Raw genomic sequence first — 20,892 nt, 5'->3', positions numbered from 1 at the left:
GCGGGAGAATCAATACAGGTGATTTTGCTTTAACAGCGGGTTTACGCTGATTTCCTTCAGCGGTATAGGGTAACGGATGTGTTTATCTTCCACATATTCCCTGGCGCCAGGTTTACCATGGGCCGTCATGATGTTTTTGATATTCATTTTCGCGGTGTTGCCACGGCCCCAGCGGATGAGGTCGAACCAGCGGATCCCCCATTCCATCGACAGCTCCACCGGGCGTTCCACGTTGCGGATATGCTCGCGCAGCTGTTCTTTATTCATACCGGCAATGGGCGCAGCTTTGCTGCGAACGCGCACTTCGTTGACGAACCCGGTCGCTTCGCCGGTTTTACCGTTTTCGTTCGCGGCTTCGGCGAGCATGAGCAGTACGTCGGCATACCGGATAATGGAAATATTGTACCCCACGTACGCACCGCTCCTATCGTTCGGATACGCGTATTTATTGAAATACACCTGCCGAACCATGGTGCCTTTTACATCCGCATAGGGGATTTTTGAAGCGGGAACGCCGAGATCCCACATGTAAGACTGCGGATCGTCGAAGAAAATGGTGCCGTATACGCGGTCGCTGTAACCACCACCGGGCGTTTTATCGTTTTTCAGCGTGGTTACCAGCCAGTCGGAAGGGTACATGAGCTCCCAACCGTCGAGCGCGCCGGGGCGGACTTCGAAGTTAAAGGGATGGCGTTCGTCAGACACGGAACGGTCTCCGCTCCATTGGATCTCGAAGATCGATTCCGGGCCGTTTTCCATGGTGCCGTTGAAGTTGTCGACATAATTGGCATTGAGGGAATATTTGCCGTAGATCTCACGGAATTTGGCTTCGGCCTGCGTCCATTTTTCCTGGAACAGGAACATTTTTCCGAGCATGGCTTTGGCGGCGCCTTTGGTAGCGCGGCCCCGGTATTGTGTGGAGTAGGATTCCGGCAGTACGGCTTCCGCTTCGGTGAGGTCTTTTTCGATCTGGGCCCAAACGGCGTCTTTGGCAGCCTGCGGCACCTGGAGTTTGTTGAGGTCTTTTTCGAACGTGAGCACCAGCGGCACGTTTTCGAAACCGTTTACGAGGAGGAAGTAGTTGTATGCGCGGAGGAATTTCGCTTCGGCTACGATCTGGTTCCGCTCGGCTTCCGGCATCACGTTGATGCCCGGCACTTTGGCGATCACCTGGTTGGCGCGGCCGATACCGGTGTAGCAGGTAGCCCACAGGCTCCAGGAGCCGTTGTCTTCCGCACTGTTCACGAACGCTGCGAGGTTCTTCCCATAAGGTTCGTTTTTATTGTTATCGATATCGTCCCCTTTGTAATTGAGGGTTGTGTATACCGACTCGAACCAGGTCCATTTGGAGCCGTCGTACGACTGCAAAGCCGCGTATGTGGCGGTGATGCCCTGCATGGCGTGCTGGCGGGTAGACCAGAAAGTGTTTTCCGTAAGGTTTTGCTTGTCGTCCAGTTCCAGGAACTTGTCGGAACACGCCGTGAAGAGCGTGCTGGCAGAAAGGAAACAGAGAGCGGCTATTTTCAATTTCATGATGTTCGTTTTTTGTTGCGTTTAGAAGCCTACGTTAATACCTGCCACGTAAGAGCGGCTCATGGGATAATATCCACGGTCTACCCCGCGGCTGAAGATGGCGGAGTTGGTCAGGTCCGGGTCGAAGCCGGAGTACTTCGTGAAGGTGAGCAGATTGTAAGCGCCGGCGTAAATGCGGAGCCGGTTGATGAACGCTTTTTTGGTCAGTTCGGACGGGAGGGTATAACCGAGCTGGAGGTTCCGCACACGGAGGTACGACGCATCTTCCAGGAAGTAGTCAGACACGCGGAGGTTCTCGTTTTTGTCGGCATCGCTGAGGCGGTACACGTCGGAATCCGGGTTCGAGGGAGACCATGCGTTTACCAGGTCTGCCGAGCGGTAGAAGCGGTACAGGAACATCTTGGCGCCGTTATACATCTTCTGGCCCTGCTTCCCGTTCAGGAATACCATCAGGTCGAAGTTTTTGTAACGGGCGTTGAACGTAAGGCCGTAATCCAGTTTGGGAAGGCCATTGCCCATGATGAGCTTGTCATCGTCGTTCAACTCTCCGTCACCATTGGTATCCACGAAGCGCAGATCGCCGGGAGCGGCGTTGGGCTGCAACTTATCGCCGTTTTTATTCACATGCGCGTCCACATCCGCCTGCGAGCGGAAAATACCGTCCGACTTGAACAGGTAGAAGGCGGCCAGTGCTTCGCCTTTGCGGGTGATGGTGCTGGCGCGGTTCGTATAATCCACATACCCGTCGGAGATCATGCCTTCGTCGTAGCCGAGCCGGATAATTTTGTTGGTGCTATGCGAAAGGTTCAGGGTCACATCCCAGGAAAATCCTTTTTCCGCGGGGTTGCGGTACGTGGCAGACAGTTCCCAGCCTTTGTTTTCCATGTCGGCGATATTGGTCAGCGGCATGGAAGTGATACCGGAAGATGCAGGGATGGGCGTTTCAGCGAGCATATCGGAAGTGCGGCTGCGGAAGTAATCCAGGTTACCGCTGATGGCGCCTTTCAGGAAGCTGAAGCTTACGCCGGCGTTGAGGGTGGCCGTTTGTTCCCACTTGATGTCGTTGTTGGCGAGCGCCGTCGTGATCGCTCCCACGAACACCTGCTGCGAAGCGGCGCCGCCGAAGGGATAGTTCAGGTATTCGCTGGAACCCTGGATGAAGATCTTCGCGAGGTACTGGAAGTTGGCGATGTTCTGGTTGCCCACGGTCCCGTAGCTGATGCGGGGCTTCAGCTCGGAAATCCAGGGAACATTGAAGAAGCTTTCCTTATGCAGGTTCCAGCCGCCAGACACGGAGTAGAACGTGCCGTAGCGGTGCGAGGGCCCGAAGCGGGAAGAACCGTCGCGGCGAAGGCTCCCCTGCAGGTAATAACGATCGTCGTAGTTATAGGAAACACGGCCGAAGTAAGACTGGAGCGAGCTGGAATAGTTCCAGCCATTGGCGCGGATCAGATCGTTCTTACCGTCGATGATGAGGCCGGAAAGCGATTCGATGAGCGCGCTGGACAGATGGTTGCCGGAAGCCGAGGTCCCCTGTGCGGTGGATTTCTCGCGGGAGAAACCGTACATCGCTTTCAGGTTGTGGCGGCCGAAGGTCTGGTCATAATTCAGCAAATGCGTGAACACCTGGTACTCCGTGCGGCCGCGGCTTTCGGAACGGCTGGGGTTTTCCACCAGCGCGAGGGCGCCGAAATCATATGCCGGCGTTTGCGTATAGCCGAAAGTACTAATGATGTTCCGCCCTGCGCTGAAGTTGTAGGAAAATCCTTTCCAGAGCTTCAGATCCGCGGCGATGTTGAACTGGAGATGATCGTCGACCGAACGGCTGTCGGTCAGCATCGCCTGGCCCACCATATTGCCGGACCCCAGCTCAGGCTCGGGCCGGGCGAAGCCGTTGAGGGCAGACGGGTCGTAGATCCGCTTGTGCGGCGGCGTTTTGTAAAGGTCCATGATGGCGGAGAAACCGGCATCGCCATCGCCCGTCACGTCCCCGAAATTTTTGTTATTGAAACGGGTATAGGAAAGAATAGGCGTCACTTTCAGGCGGTCGTTCAGCAACCGGATCTCGGTATTGAGGCGGAGGTTGTCGCGCTTGGAACCGGAGTTGATGATGTTGCCGGAATGTTCCCAATGGCCCAGAGAAAGGCGGTACGACAATTTCTCGGACGCTCCCGAAACATCGAGGTCATGCTTCTGCTCCACGCCTTTTTTCATGTAAGCGCCCACCCAGTCGGAGTTCGCGTATTTGCTGTCGTCCATCACATATACCGGCGGAGCTACGGCAGACCCGTCGTTGGCGAAGGCTTCCTTCACCACGCTGTTCATATCGGTTTTCCCCAACAACGGGATGTTGTTGATGAGGGTATGCTGGGAAACGTAGGAATTGAAATTGATCCTCGGCTCCCCGCTTTTTCCTTTTTTGGTGGTGATGATGATCACGCCTCCCGCTGCACGGGCACCGTAAATGGTGGCGGCAGATGCATCTTTAAGCACGGAAACGGATTCGATGTCGTTCGGGTTGAGGTCGTACGAATAGGTCTGCGGGATCCCGTCTACCACATACAGCGGATTGGCGTTGTTGATACTGTTCATCCCTCGTACGAGCACGGTGGGGCTGGCGGCGGGATTGCCCGTTCCCGAGCTCACGATCACACCGGCGGCCTGGCCCTGGAGCATGGTGCCGATGTTGCCCGAAGGCTGCCTTTCGAGGTTTTTGGTGTTGACGGTGGAGATGGCCGCGGTAACGTCGCCTTTCTTCTGGGTGCCGTATCCTACCACTACCACCTCATCCAGCCCTTTCGAACTTTCCTCGAGCACGATGGAGAGCACGCTTTTACCGGCAACGGGCACTTCGCGGGTGGCGAACCCCATGGCCGAGAACACCAGCGTGGCATCGGGTGCTACCGTAATGGTGAATTCGCCGGTGGCATTGCTGGCCGTTCCCTGCGAAGTTCCTTTCACGGAAACACTCACCCCGGGAATGGCCTCCCCCTTCACGTCTGTAATTTTACCTTTGAGGGACTTCCCGGTCTGGGCCATCGCCGCAAATCCGGTCAATAAAAGGACCAGCAACAGTCCGTTCCCTCGGAATAGTTTCCACATACGCATTTTGGTTTTTTAGTTTTTAAGAATAACATGGACTCGTCCCCGGGAACCGCTCGCATAGGTTTTTTAGTAGCGGACGAACGTGAAATCGCGGTTCACGGGATGCATTCGTAAAATAGACAGGAAAAACCAGCGCAGCAGGAAACGGAGCCTCTATACGTGCCTTACAGGCACCTCTACAAGACCCCTACATGGAGGCTAACAAATTGTAAATAAATACGTTAGAAATTTTTTAGAAAGTCAGACAGGCTGTCTTTATGTTCGAGATTAAACACTTTCCGCAGGCGATAACGGGCCATTTCCACGGATTTAACGGAGATATTATTGAGGGAAGCGATGTCTTTTATCGACAGGTTCAGCCGGATTTGCGCGCATAACCGGCGTTCGTTTTCGGTAAGATTGGGGAATTGCTGGAGGAGGTTGAAGAAGAAATCTTTATGGATTTCGTTGACGGACAGGTTGAAATCCTGCGCGTCTTTATTAATGTCCAGGTCGTGCTGGAACTTGTTGACCATTTTATTGAACCGGGCGATATTTTCCTTTTTGGCGTCGGAATGAATATCGAGCCCCGTGAGCTCGTCTATGAAATGCCGGATCATCTCGTTGCGTTGGGAAATGTACAACGCATAGTTTTTCAGGTCGTTATCGCGGAATTCGAGTTTATTGTTGAGCGCTTCCTTTTCCATGAGGGCGCCTTCCAGCTCCTGTTTGATGAGCGCGCGCTTCACTTCTTCCAGTTCTTTTTCCTTCTTCTGTTTCTGTTTCAGTTTGGAATAAACGAGGAAACCTATAATAATAAGGAGTACCACGCCGGCGGCAAGGGCGTTGCGCTGGAAAGACCGGAGCTCTTTCTGGGCCACGAGGGTAATGATGCGGGTCTGGTTCTCGTCGGCCTCGCGCTTGAGCTTGAGGGCGGAAATGGCTTCGCTTTTACTTTTGGACAGGATTTCATTGCGGACGCGGGTGTATTCCTGCAGCTCCGTGAACGCGGTCTTGTATTCGCCGAGCTGCTGGTAAAGGAGCACGGAATTGGTGAGGTTGTCGAGGAGTTTTTCCTTGCGGGTGTTGGAATTGCTCTGGTTGATGAGGGAACGTGCCTGCGCCAGGAGCTCCCGGGCCTGGGGGTACTCCTTCAGCATGATGCGGGAATAAGACATCTGGTTCAGCACTTCCGCGTGCGACAACTCATCGCCTCCCTTTAACCCGGCCAGCGCCTGGTTGAAATCCGCGATGGCATCGTTGTACCGGCCGAATTCGTTTTCGCAGATGCCGCGGTTACTGAGGGCCGTGGCTACCATGCCGCCGAGCCCGCGGTCGCGGGCGAGCTGCAGGGTGCTGTCGAAATATTTGCGGGCGGTGGCGAACTCGTCTTTCAGGAGATACACAAGCCCGAGGGCGTTGAGGCTCAGGGCAATCTTCCGCGGATCGCCGAGGCGGCGGTAGATATCGTAGGCCTGCTGGTGATATTGCTGGGAGAAATGAGCGTTCTCGGTATCGTAAAAAATCCAGCCGAGGAAGGTGTAGCACCGGGCGCGGGCACTGTCGGTTTCCACGAGGTCGAGCGCCGTGTAGGCGTAATTGAGGGCCTGGTCGTACTGGTCGTTATATAAATATCCTTCCGAAAGGTTGAGAAGCGAAGCGGCCTGGAGGTCCCGGTTTTCTTCCCGGAGGGCGAGCAGGTACGCTTCGTTCGCCCACACGAGGGCGATGTTGGTGGAGTCCTTATTATAATGTGCGGCGAGCTGGTTGAGCGTGCGGATGCGCTCGGCGGCCGACATCGATTTGTCTGCCAGCCGCGCGGCGAGGCTGTCGGCATTCGTCTGCGCGGCAACGGAAGCCGCATGGAAACATGCCATCAAAATCCATAACCATTTCCTCATGCGGGAAAAATAACAAATTTCCCGGGATCGGTGTGCGTGGTACATAACAAGAAAAGTAGCATAAAAAAAAACCGACCCTTCAAAAGGGCCGGTTTCCTTGTTCACTGTATTTCGATTTTGCCTTTAAAACAGGTTGGTTCTATGGTGTTGCGTAATTTTCCATGACGAGGGCGGCGGAACCGAGCAGTTCGGCATCATAGCCGAGGGTCGAAACGTCTACCACCGTTTGGGTGGCCAGCCGCGGGATGCAATGTTCGTTGAGCGCCTGCTGAACAGGGGCAAGCCACAACTTACCGGCGAGCGAGCCGCGGCCGCTGAGCACTACCGACCGCGGATTGAGCAGGTGGATCAGGATGGCCACGCCACGCCCGATATGATACCCGATATCCTTGATCAGTTCGATACAGAATTTATCCCCGCTGGCTGCGGCATCCATGATCATCTCACAGTCCTTTTCGATTTCACCCGTAGGGAAATGGCCTTGCAGCGAGGAGGTTTCTCCATTGCGGAGGCCTTTCACGGCCTTGTCGATGAGCACGAGCAGGGAAGTTTCCGTTTCGAGGCAGCCGCTCTTTCCGCAGCTGCACAGTTTATTGTTATTGAACAGCGGGATATGGGAGAATTCTCCGGCAAACCCGTTGTTGCCCCGGAAGAGGGAGCCGTTGAGGATCATCCCCAAACCCACGCCCCATCCGATATTGACGACCATGCTGTTGGCAGCTTTCCGGGCGTTGCCGAACCGGTATTCCGCCAGTGCAATGAGGCTGGAATCGTTGTCGATGTGTACCGGCAGGCCGGTAGCCGTTGCCAGGTATTCCACGATCGTTTGCTGCTCCGTACCATCCTGCATGGGGAAACTGTAATTCTCCCCCCGCATCCCGTCGATAAACCCGGGCATCCCGATACCGATCCCGAGGAGCCGTTCGCGGTCGATTTTCGACTGGGCGATAGCGTCAACCAGGAGGCTGGCCAGCGTTTTTAGCGCGGCGGGATTGTTTTTGAGCGGCAATTCGTGCCGGCTGATGCCGTCTACATGGCTGTTGGTAAGGTCCATCAGGGAGATGCGCGTCACCAGCTGGTCCATGGAGACCGACAAAATATAAAGTGCCTTTTTATTGATGGTGTATGTGATGGGACGCCGTCCTCCGCTGGAAGGGGCGTAGCCTGAAGGTTCCAGGACTTTCTCTTTTACGAGATGATTGACCGTCCGGATCGTCAGGGGTAAACTCTTTCCGATGCGCTCGCTCAATTCAGTGGCGGATAACGTATTCGCATAGTAAATCTCCCTCAGTATCAAGCGTTTATATTGTTCGTCTTTTTTCATGCAGGGAAAGAATCCTCCTCAAGATAATAATAAATTTAGAATGAAAGCAAAACTTCCTAACTTTTTTAGAAAGTAATTATCAAGACATTTTTAGCAATTGATTCTAAATTGATTATAAATGGAGAATGTTACATTTGAAGGAACATTCCCGTACCGATGCCAGATAAACAACCCATCTTCCTGAAAAGTGTCATCATTTTAATAGCCTGCAGCCTCTTCTTTTTATACGCCGCTTTAAGAACCAGCGTACAACGTGCCGCATGTGAAAAAAACAGCGGCATCATTACGTATATCGGAAATCAGTTCGGCCGGTTCCCGGAATCCCCGAAAGACCGTTTCATCCAGCTCAACGGCAAAGCGCCGGTATACAAAATCTTCATCGGAAAAAGCAAAACGGACATTAAACCCAGGTTCGAACAGCTGGATAAACTGAAGACCGGCGATACCATCATTATTTTTTTTGACGAGTCCCTCTTCAGCACCAAAGACCCCTACGTCAACTACAGCACCACTTTCATCGATAAAAACGGCGAGGTTTACTATGAAAAAGGGAACATGCAAAGACCGTTGGCTATTGGAATGATGATTGTCTGCCTGCTGGCAACTGCGGGCACTTACCTGCTGAAACGGCTCGGGAAGATCCGGTAACCGTTCAACCCGATATCCGTGTTTTTAACAAAAGCCCATCAGGCACCCGGCATATTTTCATTATTTTCGGTACTATCTATGAATACCGGCCAGCAACTCCTTCTGATGATCAGCGCCCTCGGCGCCTGTAACGGCCTCATCCTCGGTCTGTACCTGCTTTTCAACCGGAAAGGCCGGCCGCTGTGGACGTTTTTCCTGGGCCTCATGTTGCTGATGATCAGCCTTCGGGTCGCCAAATCGGTATTCTTCTACTTTAATCCCGACCTTCCGAAGCCCTGCCTGCAAACAGGCCTGAGCGCCTGCTTCCTCATCGGGCCTTCCTTATTTTATATGCTGCTGTCGGCCAGGAACAACGGCAACCCCGTCCCGAAAAGCTGGAAAGTAGCCTGGGGCGTGCTTTTGGGAATAATTGTCATCGGCGGCATCTTCATTTCATACGAAGCCTACCCGAAAATCTGGAACAAGGTGATCGCATATATTATTTATGCGCAATGGTTTTTATACCTCATAGCATCCGTTTACATCATGCGGGGAGAGATCGGGAAAGTTTTCGGTGGAAAAGTGACCGTGCTGGAACGGCAGATGCTTTCCGTTTTGGCGGGGAACCTCATCCTCTACTTCTTCTACGCCCTCGCACTTTTCCGTTTCATGCCCGCGGTGTACATCGCGGCGGCGGTTTCCTTCACTTTCATCCTCTACGTCACCATTTTCGTTTTCTTTTACGGCGCCGGGTCGAAATCCGCCAATCCGCAGTCGCCGAAGCGCAAGATCCCCGATGCCGACGCGCAATCGCTCCTCGAAAAACTATCTGCCACCATGGCCGTCCCGGACGTTTATAAAGACCCCAACCTCAAACTGGGCGACCTCGCCCAGCGCCTCCACGTCACCCCCCACCTCCTCTCCCAGCTCCTGAACGATAACCTGGGCAAAAGTTTCTCCGCTTTCGTGAACGAGCACCGGATCGGCGAAGCCTGCCGGCTCATCACGGCCAACGACCACCTCACTTTCGAAGCTATCGGGTACGAAGTGGGCTTCAATTCCAAATCCACCTTCTACGCCGCCTTCCGCAAAGTGACCGGCACCACGCCCGCCCTGTTCCGCGAGAACCTGGCCCAAAGCCCCTCCAGGCAAGGGTCCTGATTTATAAACCCGTACGCCGGAATTCCCGCCTCCGGACGCCGGCAGCCGATTCGCGCCCTAGGTTTGTGAAAAAAGGACCACATGCCGAACCAGGTGCAACGAACTTTGCTGACATGCTTATTCCTGCTATCGCTTACCTCTCTTTCCGCCCAAATACGAATTGCCGGGCGGGCGACCGATAAAACCACCGGCGCCGGGGTCCCCTTCGCCGCGGTAAAAATCCTTTCGCCCGATTCGGTGTTGGTGACAGGACAAATGGCTGATTCCGCGGGAAATTTTTCGTTCACCGGGCTTCGGCCTGTGGCCTATCTGCTGGAATTGTCGGCGCTGGGATACGAAACCCTTCACACGCCCGTTCCGCCCGGCAACTCCTGGACCGCCGGCAACCTCTCCCTCCACCCTGCAGCCAGCTTGCTCGCGGAAGTGACCGTTGGCGGCGAGCGCCCGGCCATCCAGCGGCAGGCAGACCGTATCACCGTTCAGATCACCGGCAACCCCATGTTCCGCGCCGCGGCCAATGCGTTCGACGTGCTCCGGAAAGTGCCCGGCCTCGAGGTAGACGGCGAAGGCGGCATCCTCATTTCGGGACGCAACGTTCCCGTATTGTTCATAGACGGGCGCCCGGCACAGATGAGCGCGGAAGAAATCCGGCAATACCTCCGCAGCCTCCGGCCCGACCAGATCGCGTCTATCGACGTCATCACACAACCTTCCGCCAGGTACGACGCGGAATTCAAAGCCATCATCGATCTGAAGCTCAGGCGGGATCAGTCGCTCGGATGGACGGGGCAGCTTTCCTCTTCCCTCCAGCAGAATGAATTCACCCAATCAGACAATTCCCTCGTGATGTATTACCGCACGCAGAAAATAACGTGGTCTACCCGCATGGGGTACGTTGGCGGATATACGATTTACCGGTATGGCGCCTTGCAGCATTTGTCGGATAAAAACGTCCAGCGCACGCGCACCAACGTACCCACGCGGCACGACAACTACACGTTCCACCTCGGCGCGGCATACCGGTTGAACGACAACCACCGTATGGAGGCGGTTTTCAGGGGATTCCGGTCCAACCGGAGAACGTTCACCGACAATACCATCCATACCGTTACCCCAACCGAAATCCCCGAGCCGGTGGCGTTTACGCGGTTCCGCAACAACGGGCACCCGGTACAAAACAATCTCACGACCGATCTCCGATATACCGGCAATTTCCGAAAATGGCAACTCGAACTCGCCGCCGCCGCGTTCAACATCGGGAACCGCCAAACGGAAGACATCCTGTACAGCGACGATTATGACGCCCGCCTACCAGGCCACTGGAAAACCGCGCTGAAAAACGATATCCGCATCCGCACGGCACAGGCGGACGCCACCATTCCGGCCGGCAACGGGAAGTGGAATACCGGCATCCGCACGGCGTTCAATTCCACCCGGAACGATCTCCGGTACGATACGCTCGGTGCCGCACAAACGTTCCTGCCCGACAGCAGCCGCTCCAACAATTTCAAGTACGACGAGCGTATCGTGGCGGCGTACATTTCAAGAAACGGAACGTGGAAAAAAACGGAATATTCGATCGGTTTGCGCGTGGAGCGCACCCATACCACCGCCCGTTCGGAGCAGGGACGGCAAACCACAGAACGCCGCTACCTGAGCTGGCTGCCGAGTTTCAGCCTCATGCATCCGATATCCACCGACCAGCAGCTCCAATTGAGTTTTACGCGGCGCATGACACGGCCCAGCTTTTCGCAACTGAACCCGTTCCGGTTTTATTATAGTCCGCTGAATTACTGGGTCGGCAATCCCCAGCTGAAACCTTCCATCACCAACACGCTTAGCATCGGCTATACCATCCGCAAGCTGTCGCTGACGTTGCAGGCCGGGCGGGAAGAAGCCCCCATGGCCAGGTACCCGGAATACAATCGAGAAACCCATGTACTGGAGTACCTCGGCAGAAACCTCCCCTACAACGACTTCGCCGGTTCCGAAGTGGCATTCCCGGTGCGCGTGCGGCCATGGTGGCGGATGCAGAACAACTTCGGGCTGTATTACACGCGCGAAATCAATCCCTACCACGGCGTCACTTACAAAATCCCCATTCTCCAGTGGACCGTTTCGGGAAGCCAGGTATTTACGCTACCGGCGGGCATCACGGCGGATATTTCCTACAATTACCGGTCGAAAGGCGGCAACGGGTTGTACCGGTCGAAGCATATTTACAAAATCGACGCGGGATTGCAGAAAAGCTGGCTGAAAGGGAAATTGCAGTCGGGATTGAACGTGTATGATATGTTCGACACGTATCGCGTGGTGTTTACTTTCCGCGAAAAACAGATCATCGACAACCAGCTGCATCATTGGTTCGGGACGCGCAGGGTAGTGGCGTCGCTTTCGTGGCGGTTCGGCCAGTCGACCTACAAAGCCGACCAGCGGAAAAGGCAGGAAGAGGAAAGCAGGGTATCGATGTAGATTCAGGACAGGATTCGACGGAAAACAGCGGGCCCCGATGTCACAAAAGCCCCGCAAGATTGTCCCGTATGCACAGTTTCCCGGAAAGCGCGGTGGGTTACTTTTGAAATATAAAATCCACTGGCATGACTACTCAATCCTTGATATCCGATTTCAACCAGTCTACGACCGAGCTGCTTGATGCGCTGGGCCATTTCTCGCAGGAACAGCTGAACCGAGTTCCTTTCGCCGGCAGCTGGACGCCCGGGCAGGTGGGGCAACATTTACTGAAATCCGAATCCGGCGTTCCCGAGCTCCTGCGCGGCAATACCCGCGTAGCAGACCGCGACCCTGAAGCCCTGGCGCCGGTGCTCCGCTCCATTTTCCTCGATTTCACCACTAAATTCGAGGCAATGGAATCCATCACGCCCGACGAATTACCCAAAGACCGCGAACAACTGATGCAAGCCCTCCAATCCAACCGCGACGAGATTTTGCAACTCATTGCCGCCTCGGATCCGGACCTCCTCATCCTGGATTTCCCTTTCCCGCAACTGGGCGAGCTCACCATCCGCGAATGGCTGACGTTCCTCTCCGCCCATTCCCGCCGCCACACGCACCAACTGAAAAAAATGGTGCCGTTCCTCGATTGAGTTAACAACCGCGTATTCCCCGCATGCTCCCATCAGGAATGTATTCTGGGCGACGAACGTGGAGTGCGCCGGGATACAGCAATATATGGCTTGCCGTTGTAATTGGCGAAAATCAGCAGTCGTTATACCGGTAATTCGTATGATCGAGCGCATCGAGGTAGAATTCCTCTTTTTCTTTGGGGATGTCCTTTTTCCGGAGGGTGACTTTGCGGAGGGTTTTGCCGTCGGGCGAAATCCAGGTGCCGGAGAAACCCTCGTCTGTTTTCTGGAGGATCATCACGCCGGACACGCCGGTTTCCACCATGATAAACTGGCCTTTGCCGTTGTAATCGATGGACAGCATGAGCCATTTGGAGCGGTCGAGCTGCTTGTTGTAGGTGTAAATACCCTGGTAATGGTCTTCCGGTTTGCAGGGGTGCGGCGTGGCCTGGAGAAACAGGGTCACGGGGATCTTGCCGTCGATTTCGCCGGCATAGAGGGAATTGACAGGTTTTTCCTGCGCGGAAGAACGGAGGGAAACGATCAGCAGGGCCACGATGGCAAGGAAACGGATATGCATGCAGGTGTTTTTGGGTCCGGTGGATGCAAATGTCTGAAAATTTGCCGTATCTTTTTTCGGACATTCCACCATGAAAACGATTACTTTTCTCACGGCCCTGCTCGTTTCCGCTACCACGTTCGCGCAAAATTACGACGAGGCGCTCGTTCCCGCTTACACCCTTCCCGATCCGCTCGTGCTGCTGAACGGCCAGCCGGTCCGGAATGCGAAAACCTGGGAAACGGCGCGCCGGCCGGAAATCCTCCGGCTGTTTGAAAACAACGTGTACGGCGTGATGCCAAAAGACGTGGATTCCATCCGTTTCGAAACCCTCCGGGAAAACACCTCTGCGATGGACCACCGCGCCATCATGAAAGAAACCCGCATCACCGTGTACCGCAACGGCCAATCGGTAACCATCGGGCTGACGCTCTTCGTCCCGAAGAACACCACCGGACCGGTCCCCGTTTTCCTCCTCATCAACAACCGCCCCAAAAGCAATACCGATCCCGAAAGAAACGTCAAAAGCCCGTTCTGGCCCGCTGAAATGGCGATCAACAGCGGATATGCCATCGCCGCGTTCCAGGTGAGCGACCTGGCGCCAGACGACCAACAAAAGTTCACCGAAGGCGCGCTGCGCCTCTATCCCGATCACCTGCGCATGAAAAACGGCATGAAAGCCATCGGCGCCTGGGCATGGGGCGCCTCCCGGGTGATGGACTACTTCGAAAGGGAACCGCTGGTAGATGCAAGGAAAGTGGCGCTGGTGGGTCATTCCAGGGGAGGAAAAACATCGTTGTGGGCCGCCGCGCAAGACGAGCGCTTCGCCATCGCCATTTCCAACTGCTCGGGAAACACCGGCGCCGCGCTCGCCCGCCGGCAATTCGGCGAGCGCATCCGCATCATCAATACCCGGTTCCCGCACTGGTTCAACGATCACTACAAACAATTCAACGACCGCGAAAACGATCTGCCCGTAGACCAGCATATGCTCATCGCGCTCATCGCACCGCGGCCGGTATATGCCACCAACGCCACGAAAGACCTCTGGGCCGACCCCACCGGTACTTTCCTCGCCCTGAAAAACGCGGAAAAAGTCTACGCGCTTTTCATGCTGACATCTGCACTTCCCGCCGCTCCTCCTCCCGTTGACCAGGCCATCGAACGCTCCCCCATCGGTTATCACAACCGCGAAGGCAAACACGATATGACGGAATCCGACTGGCGGCATTTCTTCGAATTCGCAAACTATCATTTCAAGCAGAAATAAAATTCCATGCGTAAAATCGTGCTCTCCGGCCTTCTATTGGCCGCTATTGCCACAGCTGTAATGGCTTTCCGGGAAAAAGAGTCCCTCATCCCTCCACCCAAAACGAAACTATCCCGCGCCACGCTGCAAGACAAGATTAAAGGCGGATGGGCCGGCCAAACCATCGGCTGCACCTACGGCGGGCATTTCGAATTCCGGTACAACGGCGTCATGGTCCCCGATAACATTCCCGTGCAATGGGACAACGGAAGCATTCAACATTGGTACGACAGTTTCCCCGGCCTGTACGACGATGTGTATATGGACCTCACCTTCGTGGAAGTCTTCGAAAAACACGGTCTGAGCGCACCGGTGGATTCCTTCGCCAACGCAGTGGCCCATGCGTCGTATCCGCTGTGGCACGCCAACCAGGCCGCACGCTATAACGTACTGAATGGCATCAAGGCGCCGGCAAGCGGGCACTGGATGAACAATCCGCATGCAGACGATATCGATTTCCAGATCGAAGCCGACTTTGCAGGGCTTATGTCGCCGGGAATGCCCAATACATCCAGCATCATTTGCGACAGCATCGGGCACATCATGAATTACGGCGACGGATGGTACGGCGGCGTGTACGTAGCGGCCATGTATTCGCTGGCGTTCGTATCGGACGACATCCAGTGGATCGTGACCGAGGCGCTGAAAACCATTCCAGCACAAAGCAAATACCGCAAATGCATGGAAGCCGTCATCGCCACGCACAAAAAGCATCCCGACGACTGGAAGCAGGCCTGGGCCGAAGTTGCGCGTAACTGGAACGAAGACCTGTATTGTCCGGACGGGTATCAAGCCGATCTCAACATCGACGCCACGGTGAATTCCGCGTACATCCTCATCGGATTATTGTATGGCGGCGGAGATTTCACCAGAACGATGGACATTTCCATGCGATGCGGGCAGGATGCGGACTGCAACCCCGCCTCCGCAGCGGGGATCCTGGGCACGATGATCGGGTACAGCAACATCCCGGAGAAATTTTTGCAGGCGCTGAAAGTCGTGGAAGACCGGGATTTCGTGTACACCACCGCATCGCTCAACGATCTCTATAAAATGAGTTACGAACATGCGCTGCAGGTGATCCGGGCAAATAAAGGGAAAGTTGGTGATGATGCGGTTACGATCGCTTACCAGCCGCCCAGAGCGGTAAGGCTGGAACAGGGCTTCAACAGCCACCATCCCTCCCAAAAAATCCCTGTCCATAAACTGGTACAACATACGGAGCCGATCCGGTTCGATGGGAAAGGGATCGTTATCAAGGGATATGTGCAGGGCGATCAAAGCTATGCCGCGGAAGTGGATTTGCTCATCGACGGTAAATTAGCGAAATCCGTACGCCTGCCCGCCAGTCTCACCACCCGCTGCAACGAAGTGGCCTACGCTTTCGCATTGCCGGCAGGGAACCACACGGCTTCCCTTCGCTGGAAGAACCCGGCAGACGGCGCCAAGGTCAATGTGACGGAAGCGCTGGTATTCTCCCATCCTCCGGTTAAGAACTAAATTCGGGCGGCGCCAATACAGGCGCCGCTTTTATTTCACGGTGGTATTTTCATTCCAGTAAAAACTATCCGGCGTAGGCCGCTGCCCGAAAATGGCCGTCCCCACCCGCACAATGGTGGCGCCCTCGGCGATGGCCATTTCCAGGTCGCCGCTCATGCCCATCGACAGTTCGTTCATATCCACCCCATCGATCCCCTGCGCGCGGATGCTATTGCGCAAATTCCGCAGCAACCGGAAGCAGTCCTGCACTTTTCCGGGTTCCGGGCTAAGCAGCCCGATCGTCATCAAACCCTTTATCCGCAAAGTTTTCAGTTGTGCTACGCTCCGAACGAGATCGAGCGCCAGGGCGGGCTCCACGCCGAATTTGCTGGCTTCGCCGGAAGTGTTGACCTGGATGAGCACCCCCATCGTTCTGTTTTCGGATTGCAAGCGCTGATGGAGCTTTTCGGCAAGGTCTAACCGGTCGAGCGACTGCAGGCACGACACGTTATACTTCAGCAAATCCCTGATCTTGTTGGTCTGGAGATGGCCGATGAAATGATTTTCGTGGGGAATGTCTTCCAGCGCCGTGAATTTCTCTTTCAGCTCCTGAATTTTATTCTCGGCGATCAATGTACGGCCGGCTTCCAGCGCCATCCGGATGCGATCGGGCGGAACGGTTTTGGTAGCGAGGAGAAGGCGCACGTCTTTCGGGTCCCTGCCGGCGGCTACACAGGCACCGGCGATGCGATTTTCTATGATGGCGATCTGGTGGAGGATATCTTCTTTCATGCTGGTGCAAAATGTAAACGGCCGAAGCCCGACCTGCGATCGGGACTTCAGCGATGAGGAAATATCAGTGCTGCCTTGAATTGTATAGCTATCGGGCAGCATGCGTCACATCACAAATGTACACCGCTGCCGGATGCATCGACCGGTCCAGAATCGAGAATCGAGGTAGTCCAGATGATGAAGTCCGAAAATTTGACTATCCATCCAAAAACACCGGGGCCGTGGCAAAGTGCCGCGGCCCCGGTGTTCCATTATTATATATCGATCGGTGTGAAAAATGCTATTTCGTCATTTTGAAAAGGCCCATCACCGCTTTGCCCTGCACCTTGGCGCCTTTCGTGCCTTTGGCGGTAGCGAGGTCCACCTTGTAAATGTAGATGCCATCCGCATTCTGAACATGCAGGTAAGCCAGGCCTTTGTCGATCACACAGCCGTACTGCAACCCGCCGCCGGTGTGAAGGGGAACGTCTGTCACGTTGGTGATGGTTTTGGCAGCGAGGTCGATGATGGCGAGCCGGCAGTCGCGGTTCGTCCATTTATCGCCGGCAACGTGGTCTTTGAAGCTAAAAATCTGCGCGAGGGCTTTGCCGCCGCCAATGTATTTCATGCCGCAGAGTTTGTAGCCGCCCGTAGCTGTTTCGATATTGAAGAAGTAATCCTTGTCGAAATCGGTGGTGCCGTTTTTGATGCGCAGAATGCCCGAGGGCTTGGCGGAAGGTGCGCTCCCCGCGGCGATGGCGCCCGCGGCGGAATAGGTGTACACGTCACCGCTTTCCGTAATACTCAGCACATCGTTGCTGGCATAACGGCCCAAAGTGCCGGTGCGCTCGTCCCTGATCACTTTTTCCAGTTTCAGGTCGGGGTAGGAGAAAATGGCGAGGTAGGCGGAATCCGTGTATTGCGTATCGAAACCGGAGTTCTTGATCTGGAAGAAAGGCGCGAACACTTTTCCGCCGACCATCCGAACGTCATTAAAGTACGCCCATTCCTTCCAGTTGTTGGCGGTCTGGAAAACGTTGATCTTCGCCTGCCGGGCCACGCTCATGCTGGTGGCATTGATTTCGTAGAAAGTGGCTTCGGCCGATCCGTCGCGCGGGCAGTACATGCCGAACATCCTGTCCTGGTCTACCACCCCGCGGGCATGGAGGCGGAGGATGGAGAATTCGCCGTTCTTTTTGGAAAGGATGCCTTTATCGTTCAGCGCGTACCCCGGCACTACGTTGGTGCCCTGGTAAGTGATGCTCAGCAGTGTTTTGCCCACCAATTCGTACATGCGGTAGCTTTTCTGCTCGATGCCCTGCCCTACCGGTGTGATCACACCCGTCATGAGGTCTTTGCTTTGCAATACGTAATCGGTGGCTTCGGAAGAACTGCCTTCCGCCGTCACGGCGATCACGAAGGTGCTGTTGTCCGGGTTCACCAGGTCGTCCGGGTTCACGTTCTTGTCGCTTTTGGAGCACGACGAGGCGGCGATGGCGATGGCGATGGCGGCCGCCAGGGCCGGCATCAAAAGTTGTACTTTTCTCATGTTTTTATGGTCTATATGTTAGATTAATATTTACTCAGGAAGTAGCGGAGTTTCACGTAGAAAGCGCGCCCGGGCTTTTGCATGAGGAAGTTGTCGTACAGGCGCTCGTCTGTCAGGTTGCGGCATTCGAACGATAGGTTATACTTCCCGTTTTTGAGGGTGTAGGTGGCGGAAACGTCGTGCGAAAGCTGCTGCGGCACTTCGTTCTTTTCCCAACTGTAGCCCAGACTGGGCCATTTGAGATAATAAGCGTGTACATAATTCAGGTGATAATTCAACCCGAGCCGGGCGTGTGAAAAACCGGCTTTCTTGAATTTCACGCCGAGGTCCAGGTTGCCGAAGAGGTACGGGATGTTGGGGATCTGATCTTTGTAAATAGCGCTTTCCACATTGCTGCCGGGCGTTTCGTAGCGGGTGGTGTTGATGAGGTGTTGATAGGTGGCATTAACGGCGGCGGTAAACACTTCACGGTACGCATACCTGATATCCGCATCCACACCCGTGTTCCTCACCCCGCGCACGTTTACGGACTGCGTGCGGGTATCCACGAGGTCTACGCGAATGAAGTCTTCCGCATCGCGCAGCACGAAATTGCCTTCCACCATCAGCCGGTGGCGCTCACCGAACTTCCGGGCGAACACGGCGCCAACATTCACGTTATCGCTGCTTTCCGGTCGAAGGTTCTTGTTCGCGACATGGTTGACGCCGTCGCCGAACATCTCGTCGCCTTCCGGCAGCCGGTATGTTTTTTCGTAGGAAAGCTTCAGCTGGAGCGAAGGGAGCAGGTAATACGCCGAAGCCACGCCGTAGCCGGTTTTGGACAGATCGTTGTAGATGGGTTCCCAATGCGGATTGGTATAGATATCCACCCGCTGCGCGGATCTGCCTTTCACGAAGTATTCCTTGACGAACACCGAAGTAGACCACCTGTCTTTATAATCATACTTATACCCCAGGCCCAGCACCGATTTACGAAGCTGCTGCGGTGTCTCGTACGCTTCCTCGTTGGGCTTGAGCGGATCGCGGCCTTCGCGGTCGAAGTTGGTGAATGTATAATTGACGCCGGCCGAATGCCCGGCGCCGATGTTGTAACCCAGGCTGGCATTGGCGATGGCGAGGTTGTTGGAGAATTTGTACAGGCTCCTGCTGTTTTCGCCGCCGGGTACGTATTGCCCCTGTTCGTTGAAGGTATTGTCTTTGTAATCGCCGGCCCAGTTGTAGACGCGGTTCAGCGTATCTACGTTGCGTGTGCTGCCGAAGTTGTAGCTGCCGTAGAGGTTGAAGTCGAGCCCCTTCACGAAAAGGTCCGTCTTCTTATACTTCAGCGTGGGCATGATGGTGTTGCTCCGCTGGTCCCAGCCGCCGAACACTTTCGACATCTGCGCAGCGGTCTGAATCTGGCGGTCGTTTTGCGACAGGATGATACCGAGCAGCAGTTTGTCGGCGTACCGCTTACCGGTGACGCCTATTTCCACCTGCGCGGCTTCCGATCTGTACCGGTCGTGGAACCTGCGGAGGCGCTGCTCCGGGCCGATGATCAGCGTGTTGAGGTCGGTAACGCCGGTATGCACCCGGTAATTGTTATCGGAATAGTTCTGGAAGAAGTTCCCCAGCACCGTGAACCCCGTTTTCTCACCGGTATACCCCGCGCTCACGGCGCTGCGGTGGGTGTTGAACGATCCGTAGGACCAGGACACGTCGAGATAGCGTTGCGTTTTGGAATTGGTGACCACGTTCACCGCGCCACCCAGCGCATCCGCGCCCAGCCAGATAGGCACTACGCCTTTATATACTTCGATCCGGTCGGCGAGGTTGATGGGAATGTTGTTCAGCGTGAGCGAAGAACCGAAATTGTCCATGGGGATGCCGTCGAGGAAGAGCTTTACCTGCCGGCCGGAAAACCCGTTGAGGGAAAAGTTGAAACCGGAGCCCAGCCCGCCGTCTTCCCGCACCCGCACGCCGGCCGTTTTACCGAGTACCTGGTTGAGGTCTTGCGAGCTGTTGTGCAGCGGTTTTGCGTCGATGGAAGTAACGGCATACGCCTGGCGGTTCACCTGCTGGTTGGCGGTAAGCCCCGTCACGTTCACTTCCTTCACTTGCGCCGCCTTCCGGCTCAGCACCACATCGACCACGGCTTTCTCGCCCGGCTGGAGGCGCACCGTTTTTTCGGTCCGCGAAAACCCCACTGCGGAGAATTCCAGGGTATAGGTCCCGGGTTTGAGGCCGGGAAGAGACCAGGCGCCCTGCTCACCGGCGGAAGCCCCCAACCGGGAGCCGCTTACTCTTACGGACGCTCCCGGAACAGGTGCGCCCTCACTGTCTTTCACCGTTCCCGAAACGGACGCGGATTGCTGCGCCCACAGGCTGAAAACGAACAGGCATAGCAGCCCCGTTAACAATATTTGCTTATATTGCATCGCTTGAAATTTGATCGATTGAAAGCTCCGCCGAAAGGTGGATAGCCGTACAGTTGGCGCTGTGCGGCTTTTTTATGCTTTAGTTTGAAGGGGCA

The 20,892-nt window shown here is 55.2% G+C and carries 14 protein-coding genes; 6 read left to right on the top strand and 8 right to left on the bottom strand.

Going from position 1 to position 20,892, the window contains the following annotated elements:
• Positions 1 to 9: 9 nt before the first annotated feature.
• The 4 genes from EJ361_RS08470 to EJ361_RS08455 form a co-directional block, all read right to left on the bottom strand.
• A complete protein-coding gene (locus EJ361_RS08470) occupies positions 10 to 1,533 on the bottom strand; it encodes a RagB/SusD family nutrient uptake outer membrane protein (protein ID WP_126245059.1) in 1,524 nt (507 codons plus the stop codon).
• 21 nt (positions 1,534 to 1,554) lie between these two features.
• Positions 1,555 to 4,635, bottom strand: a complete 3,081-nt coding sequence (locus tag EJ361_RS08465) for a SusC/RagA family TonB-linked outer membrane protein (protein WP_164714135.1) — start codon at positions 4,633 to 4,635, stop codon at positions 1,555 to 1,557.
• A 224-nt stretch (positions 4,636 to 4,859) separates the two neighbouring features.
• The gene (locus EJ361_RS08460; protein WP_164714134.1) at positions 4,860 to 6,518 is read right to left on the bottom strand and encodes a tetratricopeptide repeat protein; all 1,659 of its coding nucleotides are present in this window, start codon (positions 6,516 to 6,518) and stop codon (positions 4,860 to 4,862) included.
• A 139-nt stretch (positions 6,519 to 6,657) separates the two neighbouring features.
• Entirely contained in the window at positions 6,658 to 7,842 is a 1,185-nt protein-coding gene (locus EJ361_RS08455; protein WP_126245056.1) for an ROK family protein, read from the bottom strand.
• Positions 7,843 to 7,998: 156 nt separating this feature from the next.
• Between EJ361_RS08455 and EJ361_RS08450 the strand changes: the two genes are divergently transcribed.
• From EJ361_RS08450 to EJ361_RS08435, 4 genes are all read left to right on the top strand, one after another.
• Complete coding sequence (locus tag EJ361_RS08450) at positions 7,999 to 8,490, top strand: hypothetical protein (RefSeq protein ID WP_126245055.1); 492 nt, start codon at positions 7,999 to 8,001, stop codon at positions 8,488 to 8,490.
• Between the two features lie 78 nt (positions 8,491 to 8,568).
• Positions 8,569 to 9,630: an AraC family transcriptional regulator gene (locus EJ361_RS08445; RefSeq protein WP_126245054.1), complete on the top strand. Its 1,062-nt coding sequence runs from the start codon at positions 8,569 to 8,571 to the stop codon at positions 9,628 to 9,630.
• Positions 9,631 to 9,711: 81 nt separating this feature from the next.
• Complete coding sequence (locus EJ361_RS08440) at positions 9,712 to 12,102, top strand: TonB-dependent receptor domain-containing protein (protein ID WP_126245053.1); 2,391 nt, start codon at positions 9,712 to 9,714, stop codon at positions 12,100 to 12,102.
• A 125-nt stretch (positions 12,103 to 12,227) separates the two neighbouring features.
• A complete protein-coding gene (locus EJ361_RS08435; protein WP_126245052.1) occupies positions 12,228 to 12,734 on the top strand; it encodes a DinB family protein in 507 nt (168 codons plus the stop codon).
• A gap of 112 nt (positions 12,735 to 12,846) precedes the next feature.
• On the opposite strand, the gene EJ361_RS08430 is transcribed toward EJ361_RS08435, so the two are convergent.
• On the bottom strand, positions 12,847 to 13,293 hold the full coding sequence (locus EJ361_RS08430; protein ID WP_126245051.1) for a hypothetical protein: 447 nt from the start codon (positions 13,291 to 13,293) through the stop codon (positions 12,847 to 12,849).
• A gap of 70 nt (positions 13,294 to 13,363) precedes the next feature.
• Between EJ361_RS08430 and EJ361_RS08425 the strand changes: the two genes are divergently transcribed.
• Together EJ361_RS08425 and EJ361_RS08420 are read left to right on the top strand one after the other, a co-directional pair.
• Complete coding sequence (locus tag EJ361_RS08425) at positions 13,364 to 14,542, top strand: glucuronyl esterase domain-containing protein (RefSeq protein WP_126245050.1); 1,179 nt, start codon at positions 13,364 to 13,366, stop codon at positions 14,540 to 14,542.
• 6 nt (positions 14,543 to 14,548) lie between these two features.
• Positions 14,549 to 16,081: an ADP-ribosylglycohydrolase family protein gene (locus tag EJ361_RS08420; protein WP_126245049.1), complete on the top strand. Its 1,533-nt coding sequence runs from the start codon at positions 14,549 to 14,551 to the stop codon at positions 16,079 to 16,081.
• Between the two features lie 30 nt (positions 16,082 to 16,111).
• Here the strand turns inward: EJ361_RS08420 and EJ361_RS08415 are convergent, their stop codons facing one another.
• The 3 genes from EJ361_RS08415 to EJ361_RS08405 all read right to left on the bottom strand — a co-directional run bounded on the left by EJ361_RS08415 (position 16,112) and on the right by EJ361_RS08405 (position 20,797).
• Positions 16,112 to 16,852 carry a YggS family pyridoxal phosphate-dependent enzyme gene (locus tag EJ361_RS08415; RefSeq protein WP_126245048.1) on the bottom strand — a complete coding sequence of 247 codons (741 nt, stop codon included), beginning with the start codon at positions 16,850 to 16,852 and terminating at the stop codon, positions 16,112 to 16,114.
• A 280-nt stretch (positions 16,853 to 17,132) separates the two neighbouring features.
• Positions 17,133 to 18,380, bottom strand: coding sequence for a DUF4374 domain-containing protein (locus EJ361_RS08410; RefSeq protein ID WP_126245047.1), 1,248 nt, complete (start codon positions 18,378 to 18,380; stop codon positions 17,133 to 17,135).
• Positions 18,381 to 18,403: 23 nt separating this feature from the next.
• The gene (locus EJ361_RS08405; RefSeq protein WP_126245046.1) at positions 18,404 to 20,797 is read right to left on the bottom strand and encodes a TonB-dependent receptor; all 2,394 of its coding nucleotides are present in this window, start codon (positions 20,795 to 20,797) and stop codon (positions 18,404 to 18,406) included.
• Between the last annotated feature and the right edge of the window lie 95 nt (positions 20,798 to 20,892).

The organism is Chitinophaga rhizosphaerae (assembly GCF_003958645.1).
GTDB lineage: Bacteria > Bacteroidota > Bacteroidia > Chitinophagales > Chitinophagaceae > Chitinophaga > Chitinophaga rhizosphaerae.
This window is presented reverse-complemented; position numbering and strand designations above follow the sequence as displayed.

Excerpts from the sequence above, each read along its gene's own strand:
- EJ361_RS08470 (WP_126245059.1), bottom strand. The coding sequence starts at position 1,533 with ATGAAATTGAAAATAGCCGCTCTCTGTTTCCTTTCTGCCAGCACGCTC.
- EJ361_RS08465 (WP_164714135.1), bottom strand. The coding sequence starts at position 4,635 with ATGTGGAAACTATTCCGAGGGAACGGACTGTTGCTGGTCCTTTTATTG.
- EJ361_RS08460 (WP_164714134.1), bottom strand. The coding sequence starts at position 6,518 with ATGAGGAAATGGTTATGGATTTTGATGGCATGTTTCCATGCGGCTTCC.
- EJ361_RS08455 (WP_126245056.1), bottom strand. The coding sequence starts at position 7,842 with ATGAAAAAAGACGAACAATATAAACGCTTGATACTGAGGGAGATTTAC.
- EJ361_RS08450 (WP_126245055.1), top strand. The coding sequence starts at position 7,999 with ATGCCAGATAAACAACCCATCTTCCTGAAAAGTGTCATCATTTTAATA.
- EJ361_RS08445 (WP_126245054.1), top strand. The coding sequence starts at position 8,569 with ATGAATACCGGCCAGCAACTCCTTCTGATGATCAGCGCCCTCGGCGCC.
- EJ361_RS08440 (WP_126245053.1), top strand. The coding sequence starts at position 9,712 with ATGCCGAACCAGGTGCAACGAACTTTGCTGACATGCTTATTCCTGCTA.
- EJ361_RS08435 (WP_126245052.1), top strand. The coding sequence starts at position 12,228 with ATGACTACTCAATCCTTGATATCCGATTTCAACCAGTCTACGACCGAG.
- EJ361_RS08430 (WP_126245051.1), bottom strand. The coding sequence starts at position 13,293 with ATGCATATCCGTTTCCTTGCCATCGTGGCCCTGCTGATCGTTTCCCTC.
- EJ361_RS08425 (WP_126245050.1), top strand. The coding sequence starts at position 13,364 with ATGAAAACGATTACTTTTCTCACGGCCCTGCTCGTTTCCGCTACCACG.
- EJ361_RS08420 (WP_126245049.1), top strand. The coding sequence starts at position 14,549 with ATGCGTAAAATCGTGCTCTCCGGCCTTCTATTGGCCGCTATTGCCACA.
- EJ361_RS08415 (WP_126245048.1), bottom strand. The coding sequence starts at position 16,852 with ATGAAAGAAGATATCCTCCACCAGATCGCCATCATAGAAAATCGCATC.
- EJ361_RS08410 (WP_126245047.1), bottom strand. The coding sequence starts at position 18,380 with ATGAGAAAAGTACAACTTTTGATGCCGGCCCTGGCGGCCGCCATCGCC.
- EJ361_RS08405 (WP_126245046.1), bottom strand. The coding sequence starts at position 20,797 with ATGCAATATAAGCAAATATTGTTAACGGGGCTGCTATGCCTGTTCGTT.